Annotated in this window: 24 protein-coding genes and 1 tRNA gene; 12 read left to right on the top strand and 13 right to left on the bottom strand. The window is 70.1% G+C overall.

Annotated features, from left to right (window positions below):
* Positions 1-18: 18 nt before the first annotated feature.
* Positions 19-1,224 carry an FAD-dependent monooxygenase gene (locus BM417_RS31850; protein WP_177320708.1) on the bottom strand — a complete coding sequence of 402 codons (1,206 nt, stop codon included), beginning with the start codon at positions 1,222-1,224 and terminating at the stop codon, positions 19-21.
* 56 nt (positions 1,225-1,280) lie between these two features.
* On the opposite strand from BM417_RS31850, the gene BM417_RS31845 reads away from it, so the two are divergent.
* Positions 1,281-1,757: a MarR family winged helix-turn-helix transcriptional regulator gene (locus tag BM417_RS31845; protein ID WP_143138879.1), complete on the top strand. Its 477-nt coding sequence runs from the start codon at positions 1,281-1,283 to the stop codon at positions 1,755-1,757.
* Here the strand turns inward: BM417_RS31845 and BM417_RS31840 are convergent.
* Positions 1,746-2,765, bottom strand: a complete 1,020-nt coding sequence (locus BM417_RS31840; RefSeq protein ID WP_177320707.1) for a DUF2399 domain-containing protein — start codon at positions 2,763-2,765, stop codon at positions 1,746-1,748. The two genes, BM417_RS31845 and BM417_RS31840, sit on opposite strands and share 12 nt — an antisense overlap.
* Before the next feature lie 61 nt (positions 2,766-2,826).
* Between BM417_RS31840 and BM417_RS31835 the strand changes: the two genes are divergently transcribed.
* Both BM417_RS31835 and BM417_RS31830 read left to right on the top strand, forming a co-directional pair.
* On the top strand, positions 2,827-3,444 hold the full coding sequence (locus BM417_RS31835) for a TetR/AcrR family transcriptional regulator (RefSeq protein WP_093602754.1): 618 nt from the start codon (positions 2,827-2,829) through the stop codon (positions 3,442-3,444).
* Complete coding sequence (locus tag BM417_RS31830; RefSeq protein WP_218164630.1) at positions 3,441-4,181, top strand: maleylpyruvate isomerase family mycothiol-dependent enzyme; 741 nt, start codon at positions 3,441-3,443, stop codon at positions 4,179-4,181. The genes BM417_RS31835 and BM417_RS31830 overlap by 4 nt, the downstream gene beginning before the upstream one ends.
* A gap of 7 nt (positions 4,182-4,188) precedes the next feature.
* Here BM417_RS31830 and BM417_RS31825 read toward each other — a convergent pair whose 3' ends face one another.
* From BM417_RS31825 to BM417_RS31815, 3 genes are read right to left on the bottom strand one after another with little or no spacing between them, the layout of a single operon-like run.
* Positions 4,189-8,265 (bottom strand): TIGR02680 family protein, encoded by a 4,077-nt coding sequence (locus tag BM417_RS31825; protein WP_093602224.1) that lies wholly within the window; start codon positions 8,263-8,265, stop codon positions 4,189-4,191.
* Positions 8,262-9,458 carry a TIGR02678 family protein gene (locus BM417_RS31820; RefSeq protein WP_093602222.1) on the bottom strand — a complete coding sequence of 399 codons (1,197 nt, stop codon included), beginning with the start codon at positions 9,456-9,458 and terminating at the stop codon, positions 8,262-8,264. Before BM417_RS31820 ends, BM417_RS31825 begins: the two co-directional genes overlap by 4 nt.
* Complete coding sequence (locus BM417_RS31815; RefSeq protein ID WP_093602220.1) at positions 9,455-10,927, bottom strand: DUF2397 domain-containing protein; 1,473 nt, start codon at positions 10,925-10,927, stop codon at positions 9,455-9,457. Before BM417_RS31815 ends, BM417_RS31820 begins: the two co-directional genes overlap by 4 nt.
* Positions 10,928-10,999: 72 nt before the next feature.
* On the opposite strand from BM417_RS31815, the gene BM417_RS31810 reads away from it, so the two are divergent.
* On the top strand, positions 11,000-11,932 hold the full coding sequence (locus tag BM417_RS31810; protein WP_093602218.1) for a cobalamin biosynthesis protein: 933 nt from the start codon (positions 11,000-11,002) through the stop codon (positions 11,930-11,932).
* Here BM417_RS31810 and BM417_RS31805 read toward each other — a convergent pair.
* From BM417_RS31805 to BM417_RS31790, 4 genes are read right to left on the bottom strand one after another with little or no spacing between them, the layout of a single operon-like run.
* Positions 11,840-12,658: an SURF1 family cytochrome oxidase biogenesis protein gene (locus BM417_RS31805; RefSeq protein WP_093602216.1), complete on the bottom strand. Its 819-nt coding sequence runs from the start codon at positions 12,656-12,658 to the stop codon at positions 11,840-11,842. The genes BM417_RS31810 and BM417_RS31805 overlap by 93 nt on opposite strands.
* 4 nt (positions 12,659-12,662) lie before the next feature.
* Positions 12,663-13,211 carry a DUF1349 domain-containing protein gene (locus BM417_RS31800; protein ID WP_245822288.1) on the bottom strand — a complete coding sequence of 183 codons (549 nt, stop codon included), beginning with the start codon at positions 13,209-13,211 and terminating at the stop codon, positions 12,663-12,665.
* Positions 13,212-13,216: 5 nt separating this feature from the next.
* Entirely contained in the window at positions 13,217-13,948 is a 732-nt protein-coding gene (locus BM417_RS31795) for a fructosamine kinase family protein (RefSeq protein WP_093602212.1), read from the bottom strand.
* Complete coding sequence (locus tag BM417_RS31790) at positions 13,927-14,379, bottom strand: low molecular weight protein-tyrosine-phosphatase (protein WP_093602210.1); 453 nt, start codon at positions 14,377-14,379, stop codon at positions 13,927-13,929. The genes BM417_RS31795 and BM417_RS31790 overlap by 22 nt, the downstream gene beginning before the upstream one ends.
* A 129-nt stretch (positions 14,380-14,508) precedes the next feature.
* On the opposite strand from BM417_RS31790, the gene BM417_RS49390 reads away from it, so the two are divergent.
* The 6 genes from BM417_RS49390 (at position 14,509) to BM417_RS31760 (ending at position 18,725) form a co-directional block, all read left to right on the top strand.
* Positions 14,509-14,919 carry a hypothetical protein gene (locus BM417_RS49390; protein ID WP_245822287.1) on the top strand — a complete coding sequence of 137 codons (411 nt, stop codon included), beginning with the start codon at positions 14,509-14,511 and terminating at the stop codon, positions 14,917-14,919.
* Between the two features lie 67 nt (positions 14,920-14,986).
* Positions 14,987-15,193, top strand: coding sequence for a hypothetical protein (locus BM417_RS31780; RefSeq protein ID WP_030472678.1), 207 nt, complete (start codon positions 14,987-14,989; stop codon positions 15,191-15,193).
* Between the two features lie 36 nt (positions 15,194-15,229).
* Positions 15,230-16,225, top strand: coding sequence for an Rv2231c family pyridoxal phosphate-dependent protein CobC (gene cobC, locus BM417_RS31775; protein WP_093602208.1), 996 nt, complete (start codon positions 15,230-15,232; stop codon positions 16,223-16,225).
* On the top strand, positions 16,222-17,271 hold the full coding sequence (locus BM417_RS31770; protein WP_093602207.1) for a Nif3-like dinuclear metal center hexameric protein: 1,050 nt from the start codon (positions 16,222-16,224) through the stop codon (positions 17,269-17,271). The genes cobC and BM417_RS31770 overlap by 4 nt, the downstream gene beginning before the upstream one ends.
* Positions 17,268-18,005, top strand: a complete 738-nt coding sequence (locus BM417_RS31765; RefSeq protein ID WP_093602205.1) for a zinc ribbon domain-containing protein — start codon at positions 17,268-17,270, stop codon at positions 18,003-18,005. The genes BM417_RS31770 and BM417_RS31765 overlap by 4 nt, the downstream gene beginning before the upstream one ends.
* 75 nt (positions 18,006-18,080) lie before the next feature.
* Complete coding sequence (locus BM417_RS31760) at positions 18,081-18,725, top strand: hypothetical protein (protein ID WP_093602203.1); 645 nt, start codon at positions 18,081-18,083, stop codon at positions 18,723-18,725.
* A gap of 9 nt (positions 18,726-18,734) precedes the next feature.
* Here BM417_RS31760 and BM417_RS31755 read toward each other — a convergent pair whose 3' ends face one another.
* Complete coding sequence (locus BM417_RS31755) at positions 18,735-19,289, bottom strand: hypothetical protein (protein ID WP_245822286.1); 555 nt, start codon at positions 19,287-19,289, stop codon at positions 18,735-18,737.
* 136 nt (positions 19,290-19,425) lie between these two features.
* On the opposite strand from BM417_RS31755, the gene BM417_RS31750 reads away from it, so the two are divergent.
* On the top strand, positions 19,426-19,983 hold the full coding sequence (locus BM417_RS31750; protein ID WP_093602746.1) for a TetR/AcrR family transcriptional regulator: 558 nt from the start codon (positions 19,426-19,428) through the stop codon (positions 19,981-19,983).
* 5 nt (positions 19,984-19,988) lie between these two features.
* On the opposite strand, the gene BM417_RS31745 is transcribed toward BM417_RS31750, so the two are convergent.
* The 3 genes from BM417_RS31745 to BM417_RS31735 form a co-directional block, all read right to left on the bottom strand.
* Positions 19,989-20,816, bottom strand: a complete 828-nt coding sequence (locus tag BM417_RS31745) for a phosphotransferase family protein (RefSeq protein WP_093602201.1) — start codon at positions 20,814-20,816, stop codon at positions 19,989-19,991.
* A 141-nt stretch (positions 20,817-20,957) separates the two neighbouring features.
* Positions 20,958-22,160, bottom strand: coding sequence for an HNH endonuclease (locus tag BM417_RS31740; protein ID WP_093602199.1), 1,203 nt, complete (start codon positions 22,158-22,160; stop codon positions 20,958-20,960).
* Positions 22,161-22,348: 188 nt separating this feature from the next.
* Positions 22,349-22,431: transfer RNA gene (locus tag BM417_RS31735), tRNA-Leu, on the bottom strand.
* Between the two features lie 65 nt (positions 22,432-22,496).
* On the opposite strand from BM417_RS31735, the gene BM417_RS31730 reads away from it, so the two are divergent.
* Entirely contained in the window at positions 22,497-23,573 is a 1,077-nt protein-coding gene (locus BM417_RS31730; protein WP_093602744.1) for a bifunctional RNase H/acid phosphatase, read from the top strand.
* Position 23,574 lies beyond the last annotated feature (1 nt).

Raw genomic sequence — 23,574 nt, 5'->3', positions numbered from 1 at the left:
GCGTGGCGTCGGTGACCCTCATCGCGGACCGATCCAGGAGATGTGACCGTCCGGGCGGACAGTGGTCTCCAAGCCGTCGAGCACGGTGGTGGTTCCCTTGCCGGCGGACAGGTCCAGGCCGGGGACGAAGGTGCCCGCCAGCGGGTGGTCGCAGTCCGTCTCGTAGCGGATGTCGGTGCCCTGGACCATCGCCGAGATCCGGGCCTTGACCTCGGGGAGGTCGAGCAGGTCGCTGACGAGCGAGTGGAGTTCGCGCGACCGCGGGTCCGGGCGGGTCAGCGCGACCTGGGCCAGGGTGTTGCGCAGGACGCGGTCGGCCACCGGGTGGCGTTCGGTGGTGTAGGTGTCGATGAGGGCCGAGTCGCCGGTGGCGAGTTTCCAGCCCAGGTTGAGGGCGTCCTGGAGGCCCAGGTTGAGGCCCTGGCCGCCGAACGGCGAGTGGACGTGGGCGGCGTCGCCCGCCAGCAGGACGGTGCCCCGGCGGTAGGTGGTGGCCTGGCGGGTGTTGTCGGTCCAGCTGGTGGCGGTGTGGATCTTCGTGATCCGGACGTCGCGGCCGCTCACCCGGCGCAGGGCGGCTTCCAGGCTCTCGCGGGTGACCTCGCGGGACGCCGGCGGGCCGTCGTACTCGATGAGCATGATCCGGCCCTGGAGCGGGCCGGAGGCGTACACACCGGTCGGGGTGAGGTGCCAGCCGTTCGGGAGGTCGCCGTCCACGTCGGCGATCGCCTGGTAGCCGGTCAGGGTGGGGCCGGTGCCCGGGAAGTCGAAGCCCGCGAGCCTGCGGACGGTGCTGCGGCCACCGTCGCAGCCGATCACGTACTCCGAGTCCAGGTTCAGGTCGGTCACCTCGACGCCGCGGCGGATCCGCACGCCCAGGTCGAGGGCGCGGGCTTCGAGGATGCGTTCCAAAGCCTGCTGGGACAGCATTGTCAAAGGCAGACCGTCCAGTTTGAACAGTCCGGCGAAGTGGCCGGTGGAGCGGCGGACCGGCCACGCGAGGCGGGTGGCCTCGTCGGCGCTCGCGGCGTCGATGGCGGGACCGAAGCCACGCATGGCGAGCATCTCGTAGGTGCGGCCGCTGATCATCTGGGCCTTGATGGTGTCGGCCTGGGTGGTCAGGCGTTCCAGGACAGTGGTGCGGACGCCTTGCAGGGCCAGTTCGCTCGCCAGCAGGAGGCCGACCGGGCCGGCGCCGACGACGGTGACATCTGAAGCTTTCATGCTCAACATTTGAGCGTGAAAACGTCGCGCCGTCAAACTTGTTTTAGACTGACGTGGTGACAGAGCCGATCTACTCGTGGCTGTACGTGCAGCAGGGCGTGGACGCCGTGAAGGCCGCGATCGGGCGGCGCATGGAGGCAGAGGCCGCGTGCTCGCTGCTGGAGCACGTGGCGCTCTACCAGCTGCACCACAACGGCGGGCGGCTGCAGATGTCCGAGCTCGTCGAGTTGCTGGACGTCAGCCCGTCCGGCGTCACGCGGCTGATCGAGCGGCTGGTCAAGCGCGGCTGGGTGGTCCGGGAACAGCCCGCGGACAACCGGCGGCTGGTCATCGCCGTGCTCACGCCCGAGGGCGAGGAGGCCTGCGTGGGGACGACGGCGCGGGTGTACCGGGAGACGCTGGCCGAGGAGTTCACCGAGCTGCTGAGCGAGCGTGACCTCGCCGACCTGCGACGGATCGGCCGCAAGCTGATGGAGGGACACGGGCGCTGGGACGTGAAGAGGTTCGCGCCCGCGGAGTCGTCAGAGCAGTGACGGCAGGACGTGTTCCTCGGTGACCATCAGGCCCGTTGTGGCCATGGTCTCCGCGAGGGCCGGATCCCAGCTCGCTTCCTCAGGGTGGCTGTTCAACGTCGGCAGCTCGACCCCGCGTGCGATCAGCGTGGCGACGGCCTCGCGGTAGTCGGCCGCCGACATCCGCCACGCGGTGCCGCCGGTCCAGGCGAGGACCTCGTTCATCACGCGGATGCCGTCGGGCGTGAAGTCGTGGTGGCACCGGACGGTCCTGCCGTCGAGGTGGTGCCTGGCCTGCGGGGTGAGGCCGTCCGGGAGCACCAGCAACGGGCCGGGCACGCCGGATTCGAGCAGGCGCGGGCTGCGCACGACGGTGATCTCCTGTGCTGCCAACGAGTCGTTGAGCGTCAGGTAGCCCTGCGAGGTGAGAACGGGGTTGCTGTAGGCGTCGGGCAGGACCCCGGCGCGTTCCCAGTCGGTGCCGGCCAGGGCCAGCGCCTTCCGCACGATGCGGGTGAGCGGGCGGCCGTCGTCGAGATCGTTGCCCGCCAAGGCGAACCGGGTCGTCCAGCGCCGCGGTTCGGGGCGCAGCCGGGCGAGGATCGACGCGGCCTGGTTCGCGATCATCGGCAACGCGGGCTGCGGGATCTTGCCGTACCTGCGGACGTGCTCGATCCACTCGGCGGCCCACGGTTCCTGCAGCAGACCGTGCTCGCGCAACGCGAACTTCAGCACGGCGTCCGCGGTCGAGGACTCCTGGGACGTCGACAGGCCGATCGGCTTGCCGTGCACGGATTCCAGGACTTCGGGCAGCGAGCTGCCGTGCGCGCGGATGTGCTCGTCCAGGCGTGCCAGCGAGATCTGGCGGCGGGCCGGATGTGCGACCGGCTTGCGCAGCAGCTCGCCCAGCACGGTGGCGGTGCCGGCGTCCTCCACGCGGAAGCTGAACGCGGAGCGGCCGCCGCCCTCCATCGTCTCGCGGGCCAGGCGCCAGAACTCGGCGAGCTCGGGGCGGTCGTACTCGGTCACCTCGCCAACATAGCCGGTGGGCCTTGACAGCCAGGGGGTGAGGAGCGGACTCTGCCTAACTATGAGCGTTCTGCCTAATCGTGATAGGCAAGCCGAACGGCGTGAGGCAACCCGGCGGGAGATCGTCGACGCCGCGTGGGAGATCGCGCGGCGCGACGGGCTGGCCGCCGTCACGTTGCGGGAGGTGGCGGCCATGATCGGGATGCGGTCGCCGTCGCTGTACTCGCACTTCGACTCCAAGAACGCGATCTACGACGCGATGTTCGGGCAGGCCTGGACGCTCTACCTCGCCGACATGAGGGAGCACCACGCGCGGCTGCCCGAGCCGCCGCGGGAGGCGGTGCTGGCGATCGCGGAGCACTTCTTCGCGTTCTCGCTGGCCGACGCCGCCCGCTACCAGCTGCTGAACCAGCACGCCATCCCCGGCTTCACGCCCTCGGAGGCCGCCTACGCGCCGTCGGTCGAGGTCATCGGCCTGTTGCAGGACACCCTGCGGGGGCTCGGTGTCACCGGCACCGCCGACGTGGACCTGTTCCTGGCCCTGTGCGGCGGCCTGCTCGACCGGCAGCTCGCGAACGAGCCCGGCGGTGACCGCTGGCTGCGGCAGCTTCCCCGCGTGATCGACATGTTCGCCGACGAAGTCGGCCTGCCCGGACCGTCCCTGAGGAGCTCACGATGACCGCCGCACTCGCCGCCAGACCCCGCACCTCCGCGCTCGACCGCGACACCGCGATGCGGCTCGCGGCCACCGAGTACGAACGGGTCGTCGCCCTGCTGCAAGGGCTCACACCGCAGGACTGGGCCAGGCCCACGGACTGCCCCGCCTGGGACGTCCGCGCGATGGCGGCGCACCTGCTCGGGATGGCCGAGATGTCCGCGTCGATGCGGGAGAGCATGCGGCAGGTCAAGGCGGCTCAGGCGCGGGGCGGGGTGTTCATCGACGAGCTGACGGACCTCCAGGTGGCCGAGCGGACGGGCATGGCTCCCGCCGGCATCGTCGCCCGCTACGCCGAGGTGGCCCCGAAGGCGGTGAAGGCACGGCGGCGCATGCCGTGGTTCGTGCGCAGGCAGAAGATGCCGGCCGCGCAGGTGGTCAACGCGCGGGAGGAGACGTGGACGCTCGGGTTCCTGTCCGACGTGATCATGACCCGGGACCCGTGGATGCACCGGACCGACATCGCGCGGGCCACGGGCGCGCCCATGGTGCTGACCGCCGAGCACGACGGTGTGCTGGTCGACGACGTGGTCAGCGAGTGGCGGGAGAGGCTGGGCCGCCCGGTCACGTTGCGCCTGACCGGGCCCGCGGGCGGCACCTGGGGCGAGGGCGGTCCGGAACTGGAGTTCGACGCGGTCGAGTTCTGCCGCGCGCTCTCCGGTCGCGGGACCGCCCCGCTGGACACCGAGGTGCCTTTCTAGGGGTGCTTCAGGGGTCGATCCGGTCCAGCGCCGCGCCGTCCCACGTGGTCTGCGTGCACGCGACGCCCCGGCCGTTCTTGGGCCGCAGCACGTCGAAGATGTGCATGCGCGGGATCTTGTCCGACACGCCCCAGCCGCTCGGCCAGGTGATCACCCAGTCCATGTCGAGGTCGACCAGCAGGCCCAGCATGCGCGCGATGGTCGGGTCGTCGAGTCGTTCGAAGGCCTCGTCCAGCAGGACCAGGCGCAGCGGGTCGAACTCGTCGCTGACGGCGTCGTAGAAGCTCGCCGCGGCCGCGAACAGCGTCACGTACGAGATCAGCCGGGTCTCGCCGGACGAGAGCTGGCGCAGCCGCCGTTCGCGCGGGTTGCCGTCCGGGCCCGTGTCGGCGACGGTCACGGTGAACTGGTGCCACGTGCGGTAGTCGAGGGCGCGCGACAGGATCTCGGCGTAGCCACCGGAGTGCGTGTCCCGCTCGTTCTCGATGCGCTCGGTGAAGACGCGGCGCAGCGTGGCGTCCTGCTCGGGCGTGCGTTCGCCGAACGGCAACCGCACGAGCGCAAGCGCTTGCCGCGTCGAGTCGTCGAGGGCGCTGGACGACTTCCACGCGAGCTTCACGTGCACGCCCTGGCTGGAACGGGCCTGGCCGAGCACCTCGTTCATGCGCTTGGTGAGGCTCTCGGCGACGGAGATCTGGCCGCGCAGCCACTCGGCCAGGTCACGGATCAGGTAGTCGGCGAAGATCCCCTGGTACTGCTCGTCCAGGAACCCGCGCTGCTCGGCCAGCTTCGTCGTCACCTGACGGGCGGCGACGGCGACGGGCTTCGCGCCCTCCTCGCCGGTCACCGTCACGGTCAGCAGGCCCGCGTGCTGCTCGGCGGCGATGTCGTGGCTGCCGGCGAGCGCGGTCTGCAACGCCTGGAGCTTGGCGATCACGGTCGCCTCGGTGCCGCCACGGCGGTCGGGCGTCTCGGCGATGGCCTGCCGGACGGAGGCTTCGAGGGCCGCGCCGGCGGGCTGTGCACCCTCCTCCTGGTTCGTGGAGCCGTCCGCCATCTCCGGGAACGCCGCCACCACCAGCCCCGGCGCGCGCACCGTCGCCGTGAAGTTCGCGCTCGCCCGGTCCCGCGCTTCGGCGGCCTCCGTCACCTGCGTGGAGTTGCTCTCCAGCAACGCTTCCAGCTTCGCGGCCTGCTCGCGCGCGGTCGTGATGCTCTCGCGCACGCCCTTGAGGTCCTCGCGCATCTTCTTGCGCGACTTCTCCAGCGACGTGAGCTGCTCGCTGATCTCCCTGGCCTCGCCGCCGACCGCGTCGGTCAGCTCGGCCAAGGTCCCGGCCTGGGCCGCGTAGTCGAGGCAACGGCTGTCGGCGTCGGCCTCCGCGGTCTGCCGGTCGGCGACGGCCTCGTGGTAGCGGTGCGAGGCGTCGGTGAGGTCGGAGATCGTGCCCTGGCAACGCCTTCGCACCGCGTCGCCGAGCAGGTCCGCGGTCCGCTGGGCCTCACCGGCGGCCGCTTGGGCCTGCCGGAGCGCCTCGGTGTCGGACGACAGGTCGGCGTCGCCCGCCTGCCTGGTCAGCTCGCCGCGTGCCGCTTCGAGCCGGGAGTTGGCGTTCTCCAGGGCCTCCCGCAGTTCGAACGTGCGCTGCTGGGACCGTGTCGCGGACTCCTCGGCGGCCTGGACGCGGCTGTGCTTCGCGATCAGCTCGCCATCGGCGGGGAACGCCGCGAGGTGCGCCTCCCAGGTGGCGACGTGCTCGTGGGCGCGCGCCAGCTCGTCCTCGGCGGTGCCGAGCCGGGTGCGCAGGTCGGCGAGTTCCTCTTCCAGGGCCACGATTCGACGGCCGCGGGCGGCTTCCCGCGCGCCCGCGCCGATGAACTCGGCCTCGGGCTTGGTCCAGCGGCCGGTCAGCACGCCCGTGCGCCAGTCGCCGGTGGTCGTCATGTCGTCCAGCGACACCGCTTTGAGCAGGTCCGCGACGAACGCCTCGGGCACCGGCGAACCCTCGACCGCCGGCACAAGGTAGTCGGTCAGGGTGCGGCCGTCGGCAGCGGGCCTCGGCACGGCCAGGACGTCGTTCAGCTCGGCGTCGGCCGGGGTCACCCAGGCGTCCAGCAGACCGCTCGCCTGCAGCGCGGCCTCCAGCCCGGCCCGTTCCTCGTCGGTCAGCGACGGCACGAAGTCGACCAGCCGGTAGAAGGGCGCGCCGACGGCGGAGTCGCGGTCCGCCGACGTGTACTGGCCTGGCATCGGCACGCGCTCGTTGCCCGAACGCAGGCCGATGAGCTCCTCGTCCAGGGTGTCGAGCCGGGCGCGCAGGTCGGTGCGCTGCTGGGTGAACGCGTGCGCGGCGTCGCGAGCCGTCTGCACGAGCGGTCCGGCCCATTCACGGGCGGTGGTGCTCAGCGTCTTCGCGGCGGCCGGATCGGCGGTCTGGGGCAGCTTCAGGGCCTCGGCCGGGCGTTCGTCGAGCAGCGGGCCGCTCGACGTCCACACCTCGACCTGCTCCAGCCAGGCCTGCACGACCTCGGCCAGCTCCTGCATCTCCTGGTTGCGCAACGAGGTCGACTCGGTCGCGCCGAGCTGCGCGTCGCGGGCCTTCTGCCGCAACGACTCCACCTCGCGCTGCTGCGCGTCCAGGGCCAGTGCCTGCTCGTGCAACGCCAGCGCGAGCGCACCTCGTTGGCGGGCAAGGGAAGCGATGCCCGCGGCCTGGTCGACCACCGAGGTCAACGCGGTCAGCACGTCCTCGGTGGCGGCGGCGGGCGGCACGCGGCGTTCGATCGGCAGCGGACCGGCCTCGGGATCCGGCTTGGCGCGCACCGAGGCCGTGGTCACGGTGGCTTCGGCGGCCGGGACCTGCGGCACGTCCGGCGCGAGGTCCGAGTCCATCCCGGCCAGGCGCAGGTTCTCCCGCAACGGGTCGCTCAGCGCGTCGGCGGCCTGGAGATCTTCCGCGAGGCGCTTCAGGAGCCGCAGCACGTTGTCGACGGACGCGTCCTCCTGGGCGCGCTGGCGGTGGGCCGTTTCGAGCGCGGCGCCGGCGGCGGAACGCATCTGCTCCACCAGGTTCTCGCGCGTCTTGAGGTCCTGCAGATCGCGGAACGCCGGCAGCTCCTTCAGCGCCGCGATGGTCTCCTCTGCCTGCTGCTCGCCGGTCTCCATGTCGACCAGGGCCTGCTCGGACGCCGTGCGCTCCATCCGAGTGAGGTCCAGCTCCTGCGTGAGCTTCGCCTGCTCGCGCCGCAGCTTGCCCACCGACTTCTCGGCGCCCTCCAGCCGTTCGGACGCGCTGCGCAGCCCGCCGAACGCGTAGTCGCTGTAGGTCTTGAGGAACGTGCCGAGCGCACTGTCCGCGGAGGACAGTCGCACGATGTTCTCGCGGATCGACTCCAGGTCGTCGAACGACGTCGCGAGCTGCTCGACCATCGCCTGGTCCAGCGGCGGCAGGGCGTCGCTCAGGATCTGTTCGAGCTGGCCCTCCAGCACCTTCAGGCCGACGTCCGGGTTGCGCAGCGTCCGCTGGAGGTGCAGCAGGTCGCCATAACGCGCGGCCGGAACGCCGTAGACGGTCTCGGCGACCTTCGCGCGGAACGCCGGCTCCTCGAACATGCAGTCCGCGCCGATGAGGTCCCGCAGCTGCGCCGGGCCGTGCGGAACGCGTTCCGGGCCCGCGAGCTGCAGTTCCGCGCCGACGCGCATCGGCGTGACGAAGCGCCAGGAGTCCGTGATGGCCTGCGAGGTCTTCGACGCCTTCACACCGAGTCCGCAGGTCAGGTACTCGTTGCCGGAGTGGTCCTCGGCTTCGCGGATCAGCTCGACCCAGGCGTAGCCGATGCGGTTCGGGCCGCCGTCGTAGTCGTCCAGCATGAGGCGCCGCAGGCTGACCGTGTCGAAGCCCTTCGAGCCGAGCTGGCGCAGGTCGCCGTCCAGACACAGCGGGAGCAGCAGCTCCAGCGTGCGGGACTTGCCGGAACCGTTGGTGCCCTGGAAGATCGCGCGGCCACCGGAGAAGTCGAACGTCTGCTCGGTGTACTGCCAGATGTTGACCACGCCGCCGCGGTGCAGCCGCCACCTGCTCATGAAACGTTCTCCTCGTCGAACAGGGACCAGCTCGGTACTTCGGACACCACGACGGGTTGTTCCGGTTGTTCTCGTTCCGGGTCGCCGTCCGGGGACGGCAGCCAGCGGTGCGCGGCCGCGCTGACGGCCCACGCGCCGTCCTCGGTCTGTGCCGCCAACCCCATGCGGCGCAACAACTCCGTCACCTCGGCGACCAGTCGGTCGAGGTCGTCGGTGAACTGCTTCGACCACGCCGCGGGATAGTCCTCGACCAGCCCGGCGCAGACCTCGCGCAGCCGTTCCACGGTGACGACGTGCCGTGCGGGCGCGTCCTCGTCCTCGGTGTCCAGCAGGTCCGGCAGCGCGAGCAACGTGATGCGGGCGACCGTCGAGACGCCGGGGAACGACAGGTCGGTCAGGAAGTCCTCGGGGTCGGCGGCGAGCACGCCCTCGACCCTGCACTCGGTGTGCAGGCCGAAAGCCTGCTCCAGCAACGCCGTCTCCTTGCGCTGGTTGCGGCGCAGCCACTCCGCCTGCTCGTCCGGCAGGTCCGCGTAGAGCACCAGCGGGGTCTCGACCAGCTTCCGTCTGACGGAGTGCTCCACACCGCGTGGTCCCGGACGGGCGGCGAGTTCGATCAGACGCTGCGGTGTGTCCGCCTCACCGACCGGACCCGTCACGAGCTGGCCCAGCAGGTCGGTGTCGATCGTGATCAACGCTTCCTGAGGCAGCAGGTCCTGGGCGACCGAACCCTCGGTCTCGTGCAGCACGCCGAGGGAGACGAGGTGGCGCAGGGCGGCGGTGAGGGCACGCCGTTCGGTGACGTCGTCCGGCGCGTCGATGCCCGCTTCCACTGCGGCGGAACGGATGTCGGCCACCAGGCGGGACAGCAGGGTCTGCCGCCCGATGCCGGTGAGGACCGCGAGCGTGAGGGCCAGGTACGCGTAGCCGCGCGGGGACATGCTGAGCACGCCGCGCGTGTCGTCGTTGCCCGGACCCGACTTGTAGAGGCGCGCGAACCGGCGTTCCACGACCAGCCGGTAGCCCAGCAGGGCCGCGAACATGTCCTGCAGGGTCGCCCGGTGCCGGTAGACGAGGCTGAGCAGCTCGCCGTCCGGGCCGTCCGAGCGCAGCAAAGGCCTGCGCAGCAACGTTCGCGCGCACCGCACCACGTTGGCGGCGTCGATGTCGGAGAGGTTGTCCAAGTGGTTCATTGCTTCAGTGCCACCGTCGCGTCGTGCAGGGTGAGCGTCCCGGCGGCCGACCTGATCTGAGTCGTCGTGCCGTGGGCGATCTCGAGTTTGAGGCCGCGCACGGGGTCGCTGGCCGATCCGCTGTCGTGCGGGGAGTCGCGCTGAGCCATCGCGAGCGTCAGCAGCTCGCAGAAGACCTCCAACGCGCCGTGCGTGAGCGTGGAGTTCTCCAGGTTTCCGGCGGCCTTGGTCAGTTCCGCGACGTGCCGCGCGCGGATCTCGTCCGCCTCCCGGGCCTCCGCCAGCAGCGACTGCTCGGTCATCGGGTCGTCGAGGATCCTGGACGGCCTGCCGCGTCCGCCCCGGTCGCCTCGGGTTCTGACGCTCACGGTGACGTCGCAGACCGGGCCGTCGCGCCACGGCGTGCGCTCGTTGTCCGAGTCGTGTTCCGGCGCGGGGGAGAGATGCCGGGCGCTGTAGAGGCCGAACGCGGAGGCGTAGATCTCGTGCGCCTCCTCACGACTCGAGTTGTCGAACCAGCTCGCGAGCTTCAGCAGTTCGGCGCGGCGTCCGGGGAGGAGCCCGCCGCCGGACGTCGCGCGCTTCACGCTGGCCAGGAGGCTGCCGATCGCGCGTGCGGTGGCTTCCCGCAGCGCCGTGACCTGGCTCGGGCGTCCCGGCCGGTCGACGAACCAGTCCGTCAGCTCCTGCCAGTCCTCCGGCGTGCGGCCACGGGCGCGTTCGACGTTGTGGCCGAGGTCGGTGCCGAGGAGCCGCAGGAGCTCGGTGCGGGCCTTCGTGAACCCGGCGAGGGCCTCCGCGATCGGGGGCGTGTACTTGAGGACGTCCTCGACGACCCGCTGGATGTACTCGACCAGCAGGTTCCGGAAGCCGGCGATCTCCTCGGGCGCGAGGTGGTTCCTCGTGACGACCTGGCCGAGGTAGGCGTAGAAGTCGCGGACCGTCGCCGCGAGCTCGGCGTGCTGGAGGAACAGCGTCGTGACGCGTTCGGCCAGCAGCTCCTTGGTCTTGTCGCCTTCGTTGAGCAGGGCGACGCTGAGCGATCCGCCCAGCTCGTTGAGGCCGCGTTCGATGGCGGGGAGCAGCTCGCGGGAGACCTCGCGGGCGCCTTCCGGCACCCTGAGCAGCTCGTCGACGTCCCGTTGCACGCGGACGGCGAGCTTGGAGACCTGGTAGCGGACGCTGCCGTGCTGGAACTCGGCGATGCTGGCCGCGACGACCTCGCGCCGTCCCTGGACCAGGTTGCCCCACTCGACCAGCTGCTTGAGGCGGTTGATGACGTTCTCGATGCGGCTCTCGCCCTGCTCGACCCTGCCCTCGCGCTCCTGCCCGGCCAGCGCGCCGGCGACCTCGCCCGCGCTCAGGTCCGCCAGCAGCGTGGAGGTGAACAGCCGCATGATCGCCAGGTACGTGCGCTGGTGATCGCGCGCGTCCAGATAGGCGTACAGCTTCAGCCGCTTGTGCTCCACGACCGGCCACCCTAATGCGCGTGCGGGTGTGCTGCGGCGCTACGGTGCCTTCGACGAGCTGGGGAGGCTGCCGTGGGTGCGGGTCGCGCGTTGGGGTTGTTGCTGGGCGTGGCGGCGGACGCGGTGTTCGGCGATCCCCGCCGATTTCACCCGGTAGCGGCATTCGGGTCGTCGGCCGCGGCCCTCGAAAAGCGTCTTTACGCCGACTCGCAGGTCGCCGGTGCGGCGTACACGGCCGTGCTGGTCGGCGGGACCGTGGCAGCCGGCGTCGCCGTGGAGCGGCTCGCGCGCCGCCACTGGCTCACTCAGGCGTTGGCGACGGGCGTGGCGACCTGGGTGGTGCTGGGCGGCAACTCCCTGGCCACCGAGGGCACGTCGATGGGCCGCGAACTCGCCGACGGCGACCTCGGGGCGGCGCGGGAGCGCTTGCCCAACCTGTGCGGCCGCGACGCCGCCCGGCTGGACACCCTGGGCCTGGCCCGCGCGACCGTGGAGTCCGTGGCCGAGAACACCTCGGACGCCGTCGTGGCGCCGTTGTTCTGGGGCGCGGTCTACGGGGTCCCCGGCCTGCTGGGCTACCGCGCCGCCAACACGCTGGACGCGATGGTCGGCCACAAGTCGCCGCGCTACCTGAAGTTCGGCTGGGCCTCGGCCCGCCTCGACGATCTGCTGAACCTGCTGCCCGCGCGGCTGGCCGCTCTTCTGACCGTCGGCGGCGCCCCGGTAGTCGGCGGCTCGGCCTCGCAGGCGTTGGAGACGTGGCGCCGTGACGCGTCAGCCCACCCGTCGCCCAACGCGGGTCAGATCGAGGCGGCGTTCGCCGGCGCCCTGGAGATCCGCCTGGGCGGCCGCACCGTCTACTCGCACGGCGTCGAAGAACGCCCGGTGCTCGGCCACGGCCGCAACCCGGACTCAGGTCACGTGACGCGTGCCGTGGAACTGTCCCGCGTCGTCGGCCTCGGCGCCGGCGTCGTCAGCGCCTTCGTCGCTCTCTTCCGCAAGTAGCTCGGCGATCGACTTCTTTTTCTTCTTGCCCTCGTAGAGCACGCCACCCGGCCGTGCCTCACGAATCGTGAAGTACAGCCAGCCGCCGACCGCCATGACCCCGAACGCGATCCACTGCAGCGCGTAGGAGAAGAACGGCCCGGACTCGAGCCGCGGCAACGGCAGCGTGTCCAGCGCACCCGGCTGGTTCTCGATCAGCTGGTAGTAGCCGGGCTCGATGTTCTCCCCGACCGCGTTGTTGTTGATCGAGTAGATCTGCCGGCGACCGTCCTGCTGGAACGCGGGCTGGTCGTTCGACTCGTTGGGCCGCGCGAGCCCGATGAGCGTGACTTCTTCCGTCGGCGGCTTGGCGAAGTCCGGCGGCTTGATGCCGTTGACCGGCCGCACGTACCCGCGGTCGATCAGGATCCGGTGGCCCGTCGTGGTCTCGAACGGCGTGATGACCTCGAACGCCGCCTCACCCTGCACGGTCCGAAGCCGCGCCAGTGCTTCCAACTCCGGCAGATAACGGCCCTTGATCTCGACCTTCTGCCACTCGTCGTGCCGCGCACCGAACTGGGCGGGGTCGCTCTTCAACGACTTGGTGATGGCGGAGTTCTGCTGCTGCCGCTCGTCGTTGCGGCCGAACTGCCACGGCGACAGGAAGTAGACGCAGGCACCCGCGAACACCCAGACGGCCAGGGTCAGCGCCAGCCAGCCCGGCTTGAGGAGGAACTTGAACCGCACGTCCTCACGGTAGTTGCGTGAGCTGGACCTCGTGGAACTGGGTCACGAACCCCTCACCCTCAGGGCTCGCCGCCATGATCCCGACCTTGGCCTCTCGCTCCGGCGGGAAGTAGGCCTTGCGCAGCAGGTTCGCGGGCTCCTGACCATCGGTCCCGTACCGCACCCACACCGCGTCGCCCTTGCGCTCGGCGCTGATGGTGAAACGCTCGAACGGCCCCGTGAGCGCCAGGTTCCAGTCCGAGAAGCCCCGCGTGACCACCGTGCTGGCCTGCTGCCTCCCGTCGAACACCTCGACCCCGGCCTTGATCCAGTTCTCGCCGTCGACCAGCAGCCCGACACCGGCGTGGTCGTACTGCGCCGCGTACTCGCCGGTGAACGTCGCCGTGATCGTGAAGTCGCCGGTCAGGCTCACGCCGTAGAGGTGGCCGTTGTCGCGGACGATGCCGTTGCCGGTGAGGCGCCAGAAGTCGCTGCTCGGGTCGGCGTGCACGGTGAGAGGGTCGGTCGACCACTTCCGCGGTTCGTTGAGCCACGTCCAGCCGGTGAGGTTCATGAACCTCATCCTCGCAGGGCCGCGTGGGCCGCGGCCACGGCTTCCGACCGGTAGCCGCCGCCGAACAGCACGGCGTGCACGAGCAGCGGGAACAGTTGGTGCAACGGCACCCGCGCCTGCCACCCGTCGGCCAGCGGCGCCACCTCCTGGTAGGCACCCAGCACGTGGTCGAGGAACGGGCAGCCGAAGAGCCGGAGCATCGCGAGATCGCTCTCCCGGTGCCCGCCGTGGGCCGCGGGGTCGATCAGCCACACCTGGCCGTCGGCGCCCCACAGCACGTTGCCGCTCCACAGGTCGCCATGCAGTCGTGCGGGAGGTTCCGGTGGACCGGAGATCTCACCGATCCGCGCGCACACCTCGCTCACGTCGATGCCCGCTTGCCGCGCGTACGGCTCGATGCGTTGTGACGCGAACCACGACGGCCACTCCGCTGCGGGCTCGTTGACCATCGGTGCCATGCCGATCGTGGCCTCGCGCGGACCGCCGGGTGGCGCGGAGCCGAACGCCTCGGCTCCCGCGAGGTGCAGGGTGGCCAGACGGCGCCCGAAGGTCACGGCCGCCTGAAGATTCGGCTCACCGGCCGCGACCTCGTCGATCACCAGCGCGCTGCCCTCGGCGCTGTGCACGAACGGAACAGGCGGCCCGCCGTCGACGCGCAGCCACCGCAGCCCGGCCGCCTCGGCAGCCGTGGCCCGGGATGACTGGTGCTTCGTCCTCAGAGCCGCTCGCGAACCCACGCGATCAACCCCGGCATCGCCGCCTCCGTCATGACCAGCACCTCGTCAAACCCGGAATCGTCGCCGTAGTACGGATCCGGCACGTCCGCGCCGTCGGCGTCCGGATCGAACGAACGGAGCAGCCGGACGCGGCCGGGATCGGCCATCCGGCGCAACGCGCGGGCGTGCCCGGCGTCGAGCGCCACCAGCAGGTCCGCGTCCAGGTGCAGATCGGACACCTGTGCCGCCACGTGGTCAGTGGGATATCCGTTGGCCGCCAACGTCTTCAGCGTCCTCGGGTCGGCGGGGTCGCCGGCGTGCCAGCCGCCGGTGCCGGCACTGGACACCTGGACGTGGGACGACAGTCCCTCCCGCGACAGCCATTCCCGGAAGACGAGCGCTGCCATGGGGGAGCGGCAGATGTTGCCGGTGCAGACGAACGAGACGTGCATGTCGCGCAGCCTAAGGGATTTGGTTACGGAGGTCGTCCGACCGAGTGGCTTTTCAGCACTGCGGGTAACGGGCGGGAGGTCCGGCTCGACGCAACGGCCGAACTGCCCGCATCGGTCTTGGAGCACACGATGAAGCTGCACCTGAACAAGAGGAACTTGTTGCCGGCGACGGGTGCGGTCTTCGCGTTGTCCGTTGTCGGCGCGTGCGGCTCTACGGCAGGTGTGGGGTCTCAGGCGACCAGCACACACGTTGAGACGAGGACGTCCACCGCCACGGCCGCCACGACCGCGGCGCCTCCTGTCGCCGCCGCGCCCACGACCTGCACCGTTCCCAACGTGGTCGGCATGGTGCACCAGTACGCTCAGGACACGATGCAGGCCGCCGGCCTCTACGCGCTGCAGGAGAAGGACGCGACGGGCCAAGGCCGGATGCTCGTGCTCGATCGAAACTGGGAGACGACGGCGCAGAGCGTGGCCGCCGGTCAGGTTGTCGAGTGCACCACGGTGATCACTTTGTCGGCCAAGAAGATCGGCGAGTGAGTACCGCCGCACGGTAACGCTCAACCGTTGTCGCAAGATGTATGGACAAACGACATGGAGGCCGCCCATGCAGACAGGTACCGACGTGCCCCCGCAACGGGAGATCATCGGATGTACCGACGCCCTCGGGCGCCGTCGTGCGTTCGAGGTGTACCTCAACGAGAAGGGTCGCGTCTGCTTCCGCACCCCGCCCGGTGAGTCCGCGCAGCTCGACGCCTTCCAGCTGGACGAGCTGATCAGCCACCTCACCGAGCTCCGCCGCTACATGCAGTGACGCGGGCACCTGAGCCCGTCGCCTAGAATTCCGGCGATGACCAGCTCAGATCTGCGCCACCACGGTGACGTCGACGCCGCGCCAGGCCTCGCCGACTTCGCCGTCAACGTGCGGGTGCCGCACCCGCCCGATTGGCTGCGGGCACGGCTGGTCGCGGCGCTCGACGGACTCGGGCGTTACCCCTCGAAACCGGCTGAAGAACGCGCTCGTGAGGCCGTCGCACGCCGCCACGGGCGCTCACCGGACGAGGTTCTGCTGCTCAACGGTGCCGCGGAGGGCTTCGCGCTGCTGCCGAAGCTCGCGCCGCGCCGTGCCGCGATCGTCCACCCCGGGTTCACCGAACCCGAGGTGGCTTTTCGCGATGCCGGAATTCCGGTCGAACACGTGCTGCTCGACGGTGACTTCCAGTTGGGCGACGTGCGGTCGGACGCCGACCTGACCGTCATCGGCAACCCCACGAACCCGACGTCGGTGCTGCACGAGGCCGTGAAGCTCAAGGCGTTGCCCGGTCGTCTGGTCATCGACGAGGCGTTCATGGACGCCGTTCCCGGCGAACCGGAGTCGCTCGCGCACGACCCCGGCGTGCTGGTCCTGCGCAGCCTCACCAAGACCTGGGGTCTCGCCGGCCTGCGCGCCGGCTACTTCCTCGGCGACCCGGAGACCCTCGCGCGGCTGGCGCACGGCCGTCCGCACTGGCCCGTGGGCAGTCTCACGCTGGAGGCGATCACGGCGTGCTGCGAGCCGGAGGCGCTCGAGGAGTCCGCGCGGTTCGCGCAGGAAGCCGAACAGCACGCGGCCTACGCGTTGGAGCAGCTCCAAGACTTCGTCGTCGTTGCCCCGAAAGCGCCGTTCCTGCTGATCAGGGCGCCGAGGGGTGCGAGGCAAGCGTTGCGGGACAAGGGGATCGCGGTACGGCGCTGCGACACGTTCCCGGGACTTGACGACACGTACCTGCGCGTGGCGATCCGGCCGCCGGAGGAGTTCGCGGTGTTCGTGGACGCGTTGCGGGTAGTGATGGAGGAACTGGCGTGAAGCTCGCCGACGTGATCGCGGTCCTGGAGTCCGCGTATCCGCCGAAGACCGCCGAGAAGTGGGACGCGGTCGGCCTGGTCTGCGGTGATCCGCAGGAGGAGGTCAGCAGGGTCCTGGTCTGCGTCGACCCCACGTCGTCCACTGTGGACGAGGCCGTCGAACGCGGCGCGCAGCTCGTGCTCGCGCACCACCCGCTGCTTCTCAAAGGCGTCAACGGGGTTCCGGCCGACGACCCCAAGGGCGCGTTGGTGCACAAGCTGATCCGGAACGGCGCCGCCTTGTATTGCGCGCACACCAACGCCGACGCGGCGTTGCCGGGCGTCTCGGACGCGCTCGCGAAAGCCATCGGGCTCACCGTCACCGGCCCGCTCGACGCCGCCCCGCACGCCGCGATGGACGTGCTGACCACGTACGCGCCGGCTTCGGACTCGGAGCAGGTGCTCAAGGCGCTGACCGAGGCGGGCGCGAGCGCGGTCGGCGAGTTGACCGGGCACGAGGAGACGCGCATCGAGGTCGTCGTGCCGCGCGCACGCCGCAACGCGGTCATCAGCGCACTCCGGAACGCCCACGAGGAACTGGCCTTCACACTGCACGAGACCGTCGACCTGCCGGGCGCCACCGGCTCGGGCCGCATCGGTGAGCTCGCCGAACCAGAGCCGCTCAGGGCGTTCGCCCAGCGAGTGGCCGACGCGCTGCCCGTCACCGTGCAGGGCGTGCGGGCGGCCGGAGACCCGGAACGCCTGATCAAACGGGTCGCCGTGTGCGGCGGCGCGGGCGACAGCTTCCTGAGCACGGTGAAGCGCGCCGGCGTCGACGCCTACGTCACGGCCGACCTGAGGCACCACCCGGCTTCGGAGCACATCGAGTCCGGCGGACCCGCGTTGGTCGACGTCGCCCACTGGGCCAGCGAGTGGCCGTGGTGCGAGCAGGCGGCGGAGATCCTGCGGGAGGCCTTCGGCGGTAGGGTCGACGTACTCGTCTCCACTCGCCGGACCGATCCGTGGACCGTCGGTGTGACGAGCACAGCAGCAGGAGGACATGCGTGAAAGCCGATCCCGCAGTGCAGCGCAGGCTGCTCGACCTGGCCGAGGTCGACGCCGAACTGGCGCGTGTCACCCACCGTCGCCGCACGCTGCCCGTGATCGCGGAGATCAACGAGGTCGAACAGCAGGTGCGGACGAAGCAGGACGCGCTGGTGGCCGTGGAGACGACGCTCACCGACCTCGACCGCGACGTGAAGCGCCAGGAGACCGAGATCGAGCAGGTTCGTGCCCGCGGGGAGCGCGACCGCAAGCTGATGCAGTCAGGCTCGGTCGGCGCCAAGCAGCTCACCGAACTGGAACACGAACTCGCCACCATCCAGCGCCGCCAGGGCGTCCTCGAAGACGACCTGCTGGAACTGATGGAACGCCGCGAAGCCGTCGACGCCGACGCCTCCTTCGCGCGCGTGGAACTCGACAAGGCCCGCGTCGCCCTGGAGGACGCGAGCCACCGCCGTGACGAGGCCCTCGCCGACCTGGAGGCGACCGAGACCCGCCGCACCGCCGACCGTTCGGTGATGGCGAAGGGCTTCCCGGACGACCTGCTCAAGGCCTACGACCGCCAGCGCGAGCAGCGCGGCATCGGCGCGGCCCTGATCCAGTCCCGCCGCTGTGGCGCGTGCCGGATCGAACTGGACCGCAGCGCGGTGTCGAAGCTCAAGGAAGCCGCGGCCGACGAGGTCGTGCGGTGTGAGGAGTGCGGCGCGATCCTGGTCCGCACCACGGAATCGGGCCTGTAGCTCGGAAGATCGTCGTTGAAGACAGGGGCTGCCCGGCTGGGCGGCCCCTGTCTGGCAGCTGAAGGGTTTCTTCGCGTGGGCGAGTTCACCGCGGCCACGGCTTTCCGGGTAGAGGACGCGGGAGCCGTGCTTGCCGCAGCCGGCAGGTTCTTCGCGGAGCACTCCTGCCCGGCGGCTCTCGTCCCGGACGCGGATCCGGCGACGGAAGACGAGGTGCAGGTCTTCCCGCCGGTGAACGGGTGGACGGTGATCCTCTGGCCGGCGTACTTCTTCGAGTTGGCCGCCGCGGAGTTCATGAGCCTTGATCTCGGTGCCCTGGCAAGCACGGCGCGCATCTACGACGGCGACTACTGGAACCATTCGCTGCTGCGAGACGGCGTGCTGCTGGACACGTTCGCCTCGATGCCGGACTACTTCACCGACGACGCCGACGAAGTCGCCCGCCTCAGTGCCAAGTACGCGGGCCACCCGGCGGTGATCGCCGAGGCGGTCGGCTGCCCGGTCGGCGATCTGGTGCCGTACCTCGTGCATCTGGGAGACGACGAGGCAGGCAAGGCCTTCCCGGACGACGAGTTCGCGCTGGACTCGCCGTGGGTGTTCGTCGACTTCTGGCGCCGGTTCGGCCCCATCTATCCGGAAGACCTGTCGTCACACGTGGGACGGATCCGGCTGGCACCTGGATGGCTGGACAAGCTGCCCAGCGGCGACGCCGGACTCTGAAGGCACGCGTCACTCGCCGGTGCGCCCGCGCCGCAGCCGCAGCGCCGAGACGAGGAAGAACACACCGCCGATCGCCGCGTAGCCCGCGAGGTTGCTCAGCGTCGCGTTCTCACCGCTCGCCTGCAGGAAGAACGACGTGCCCGCGAGCGTGGAGATGGCACCGCTGATGATCATCGGCCACTGACCGCCGAGGCTCCTGCGGACAAGACCGGCGGCCAGCTGCGCCAGGCCGGACACGACGGCCCAGACGCCCCACACCCGCAGCACGGCCGGGATGCCGGACGTCACGGCGAACGCCAGGCCCGCCGCCGCGAGCAAGCTGACGGCGATGTTGGCGTAAAGGGCCGCAGAGGCTCGCCCGGCTCGTGCCGCGCGGCTGTCGACGACGATCGCGGCCACGTCGAACAGCGGGTAGAGCACCAGCAACGTGCCGCTGACCGGCCCGATCTCGGTCCCGGTGAGGAACAGCAGCACCGCCCACACGATCGCGAAACCGAAGCGGACGAGGTAGAGCGAGCGGAGGGCGGGCGCGAGGGTGGCGGGTGAGGCTGCGTCGATGCTCACGAGGTGTCCTTGAGGTAGGGAGAACGTTCTTTCTGCTTCGAGGCTGTCAGCACGGAGCCGCCGCTGTCAAGACCGAACGTTCTCTCTCCCAAGACCGAACGTTCTCTCTGCTACCGTCGAAGGGGTGACCCGCACCGTGTCCGACGCCCGGAACCGCCTGCTGGGGACGGCCAGCCGGCTGTTCTACGGGGAGGGACTGCACTCCGTCGGAGTCGACCGCATCCTCGCCGAGGCGAAGGTGACTCGAGCGACCATGTACCGCCACTTCGCGGGCAAGGAAGACCTGGTCCTCGAATACCTGGCGGAGGCCGACAAGGCGACCCGACAGAACGTCGAGGCAGGCGTCGCCGCGGCCACGAACGACGCGGACGCCGTGCGCGCCGTCGCAAGGGGAATCGCCGGACACATCCAGGTCGAGGGCTTCCGCGGCTGTGCGTTCCTCAACGCCGTGGCGGAGTACGCGGACCCCGTGCACCCCGTGCACATGGCAGTGCAGGCACACCGCAAATGGTTCCTCGACACCGTCACGGGCCTACTCGCGCGCGTAGGTAACACTCCGGTCGAACTCGACGCCCGGCACTTCGTCATGCTGCGCGACGGCGCGATGGCGGCCGGTTGCCTCTCGGACCCGGGCCCGATCGCCGACACCTTCTGCGAGGCGGTCGAAGGCATTCTCCGAGCACGCATGTCCTGAACGCCTCAGGCGTTGTCCTCCAGCCAGGGAACGACCGCGGCGACGAAGCCGTCGGGGCTGGTCATAGGACGGCCGTTCATGGTGGCGACCAGGTGGCCGACGCCGAACAGGGCGTCCCACGTGCGGGCCCGGCGGTAGGTGGCGCCGGTGACGGCACGACGGACGTTGTCCCAGCCGTGCCAGGCCATCAGGGCGGCGTCGATGGCGGGGTCGCCGGGCATCGCCATGTCCCAGTCGAGAATGCCGAGCAGCCTCCCGTCCGCGGACCAGTGCACGTTGGAACCGCTCAGATCGCCATGCACCAAGGCATCGGGCACAGGCTCCAGCGCCAGAGCGGCGTCCAGCCGCCGCAGTCCCTCTGACCACCAGCGAGCGGGCAGACGGGGAATGATCTCCTCAGCGATGATCGCCGACCACGACGGACCCAGCGCCCGGCCGTCCAAAGCCTCCGTCAACGAGTCGCCGAGCGGCACAGACCGAACGGCCTCCAGGACCTCGGCCACCTGCGACGGATCTCCGACACCTTCGGGCAGGGCGACACCGTCGAGCCACGACACGGCGACAGCGGCCCGATCGCCGAACGTGGTCACGGGAGTGAGCGGCTCCGGCACCTGGAACGGCAGCTCGGCGGAAGCCAACCGCCGCAACGCCTCGACCCGGCGGGGCATCGACGCGGCGCCCAACGGCCGTTTGCTGACTCGCACGGCGGCGATGCCGGGGATCAGCAGCACGTCGTGGATGTTGCCGTCGGCCGCGACGAAGGCGTCGTCCAGCCGCACGCCGGGCAGCAGTGCGGAGGCGATTTCCAGCAGGTCCGGAGCGGCCTTGATCATGTCCGGAACCTACAACGCGACAGGGCGGGTGCTCGATGTGAGTGTCCGCCCTGTCGGCGTGATCAGTGTCCGAGGACGACTTTCTCGCTGAACTCGCCTCATCTGAGCTGTGCAGGTCCTCCAGAGCAGAAGTTCTTGTCGCTATCCGCGGTAGACGTTGGCGCGGTGCCAGGTGAAGTAGGGCTGCGAGCTGGCGCGGTGTGCTCCGCAGAGACGTCCGTGCAGCTGGTTCAGGTGATCGTGCAGCCGGCCGCGGAGTCCGTCCTCGAACGAGGAGCGAACGCGACCGGTGTCGTCCACGGTGATGTGGCCGGATTCGAACAGGCTGTCGCAACCGAACTTGCATGCCAGCATCGCCACGTTGGCCAGGTCGTTGCGCTCGTCGTCGGTGCACAACGACCGCTTCTTGATGTGGGCCGCGACGAGGAAGTCCCCTGGGAAGTCGTGTCCGCACAGGTCGCAGGGTGCGGCGGTGCGGCCGCCGAGCAGCAACCTGCGCAGCTCCCTCTGCTCCTTGCGGGTCGTGACCTGCGCGCTGCCGTCGAGCACGGCGAACTGCCGGATGCGCACCGGGAACTTCGGGTCGTGCAACGTGATGATGGCCGGCCGGAGAGAGACGACTGTGCCGGGAATGGTTGCCAGTACAGCTCCGACGAACGAGGAACGGTGCCCGAGCTCGTCGACGCTCACGAGTACCGACCCCTGCGCGTGCAGCTTCTCCAGGCCGGCCTCGACATCGCGAACATCGACCCATTGCCCCTGTGGCGACCGGTCGGTGGTCACCCGTACCTGCTTCTGGTTGACCTCGACGATGGTGTTCACACTGCCGGTCACCGTCTCGATGGGATCTCCTATGAGCGAGCGCAGCAAAGCCGACGCGTCCGGTGCCTTGCCGCGGTTCGCCGGTTGTGCCAGGTCCGCAGCCAGACGGTCGGCGTCGTCGGCGGCGTATCCAGGCACCCGCAGCCTGAGCCGGATCTGCTTGGTGGCGTTGCCGTCCGGGTTTCTTCCGATCTTTCCCTGCGCGCGGCCCAGCTTCTTGCGCAACGCCTCGATGCCGGGCGTCGTCACCAGCACGACCGGCGACTCGACGATCGTGCGTTCGGTCTCGGGCAGAAGCTTGACCAGGGCGGAGTCCACGACTCCGCTCTCCAGTACTGCGCCGCGCTCGCGAAGTCGGTGGAGCAGCAGCTCCAGGGCGAGGTTGTACTGGTGGTTGCGGCCGTGCGGGCTTCCGTTGACCTTGCCGCCCGCACTCTTCATGACCAACGCGAGGTGGTCGCCGTCCGGCTCTATCTCGAACTCCGCGTTGAGCACGGCACCGGCGTCGTCTGTTGCGCGCATGCCTTCATCATCGGCGCCTGCCGCAACCTGGTTACCGCAAGCATGCGCTGGGGACGCCGGGCGCGGGAGCATTTGCTCAGCCACCGGTGATCGATGTCGCTCTACGGGAGACCCGGGATCGAGCTGAAGTACGACAAAGCAAAAGAGGCCGTCTATGCGACGACCTCTTCGCGTGTGGTTAACGCTCGTGTCCGAGGGGGGACTTGAACCCCCACGCCCTTTCGGGCACTAGCACCTCAAGCTAGCGCGTCTGCCATTCCGCCACCCAGACTGATGTGAACAGAATACAGGCCGTCCGGAGGGGCCTGAACGCGGGGTTACGATCGGCCCGTGAAGGTGATCGTCGAGGCTGATGGCGGCTCGCGGGGCAACCCCGGTCCTGCCGGGTACGGCGCGGTTGTGCGGGACAAGCTCACTGGCGAGACATTGGCCGAGCGCAAGGGGTTCATCGGTGTCGCCACCAACAACGTGGCCGAGTACCAGGGGCTCATCGCGGGGCTCAGGGCTGCCAGGGAGCTGAACGCCGAGACCGTGGACGTGCGGATGGACTCCAAGCTCGTCGTCGAGCAGATGTCCGGGCGCTGGAAGATCAAGCACCCCTCGATGCAGCCGCTCGCACGGGAGGCGCAGGAGGTCGCGGGTGCCTTCCAGAAGGTCGCTTACGAGTGGATTCCGCGCGAGCGCAACAAGCAGGCCGACCGGCTCGCGAACGAGGCCATGGACGCCGAGAACAAGGCCGCGAACGAACCCCCGGCAAAGGCCGAGGGTGCCAAGCAGCCGCACTGGAGTGGCGCGATGGGGGAGCCCACGCGGGTGATCCTGTTGCGGCACGGGCAGACGAGGCTGTCGGTCGACCGGCGTTACTCGGGGCGGGGCGATCACCCGCTGACGGAGCTCGGGCTGGAGCAGGCGGAGAGGGCGGCGGCTCGGCTGTCCAAGATGGACGGTGTCGCGGCGGTCATCTCGTCGCCGTTGCAGCGGGCTCAGCAGACGGCTGGGAAGCTCGCGGACAGGATCGGGCTGGACGTTGTCACCCATCAGGGGCTCATTGAGACCGACTTCGGCACGTGGGAAGGGCTGACGTTCGCCGAGGCGAGCGCGCAGGACCCCGAGGTGCATCGGCGGTGGCTGGGCGACACGAGCGTGAAGCCGCCTAACGGGGAGAGCTTCGACGAGGTTCACGCGCGGGTTCGCAAGGCGCGCACGGACATCATCTCGCGGTACGGCGGCAAGACGTTGGTGCTGGTCAGCCACGTGACGCCGATCAAGACGATGCTCCGGCAGGCGCTGGACGTCGGGCCGCAGTTCCTGTTCCGGATGCACCTCGACCTCACCGGCATCTCGATCGCCGAGTTCTACCCGGACGGGCACGCGTCGGTGAAGCTCGTGAACGACACCTCGCACCTGGGTTGAC

The organism is Lentzea waywayandensis, assembly GCF_900115955.1.
Lineage (GTDB): Bacteria > Actinomycetota > Actinomycetes > Mycobacteriales > Pseudonocardiaceae > Lentzea > Lentzea waywayandensis.
The sequence above is the reverse complement of the archived record's forward strand: the minus strand, read 5'-3'. Positions and strand labels throughout refer to the sequence as shown.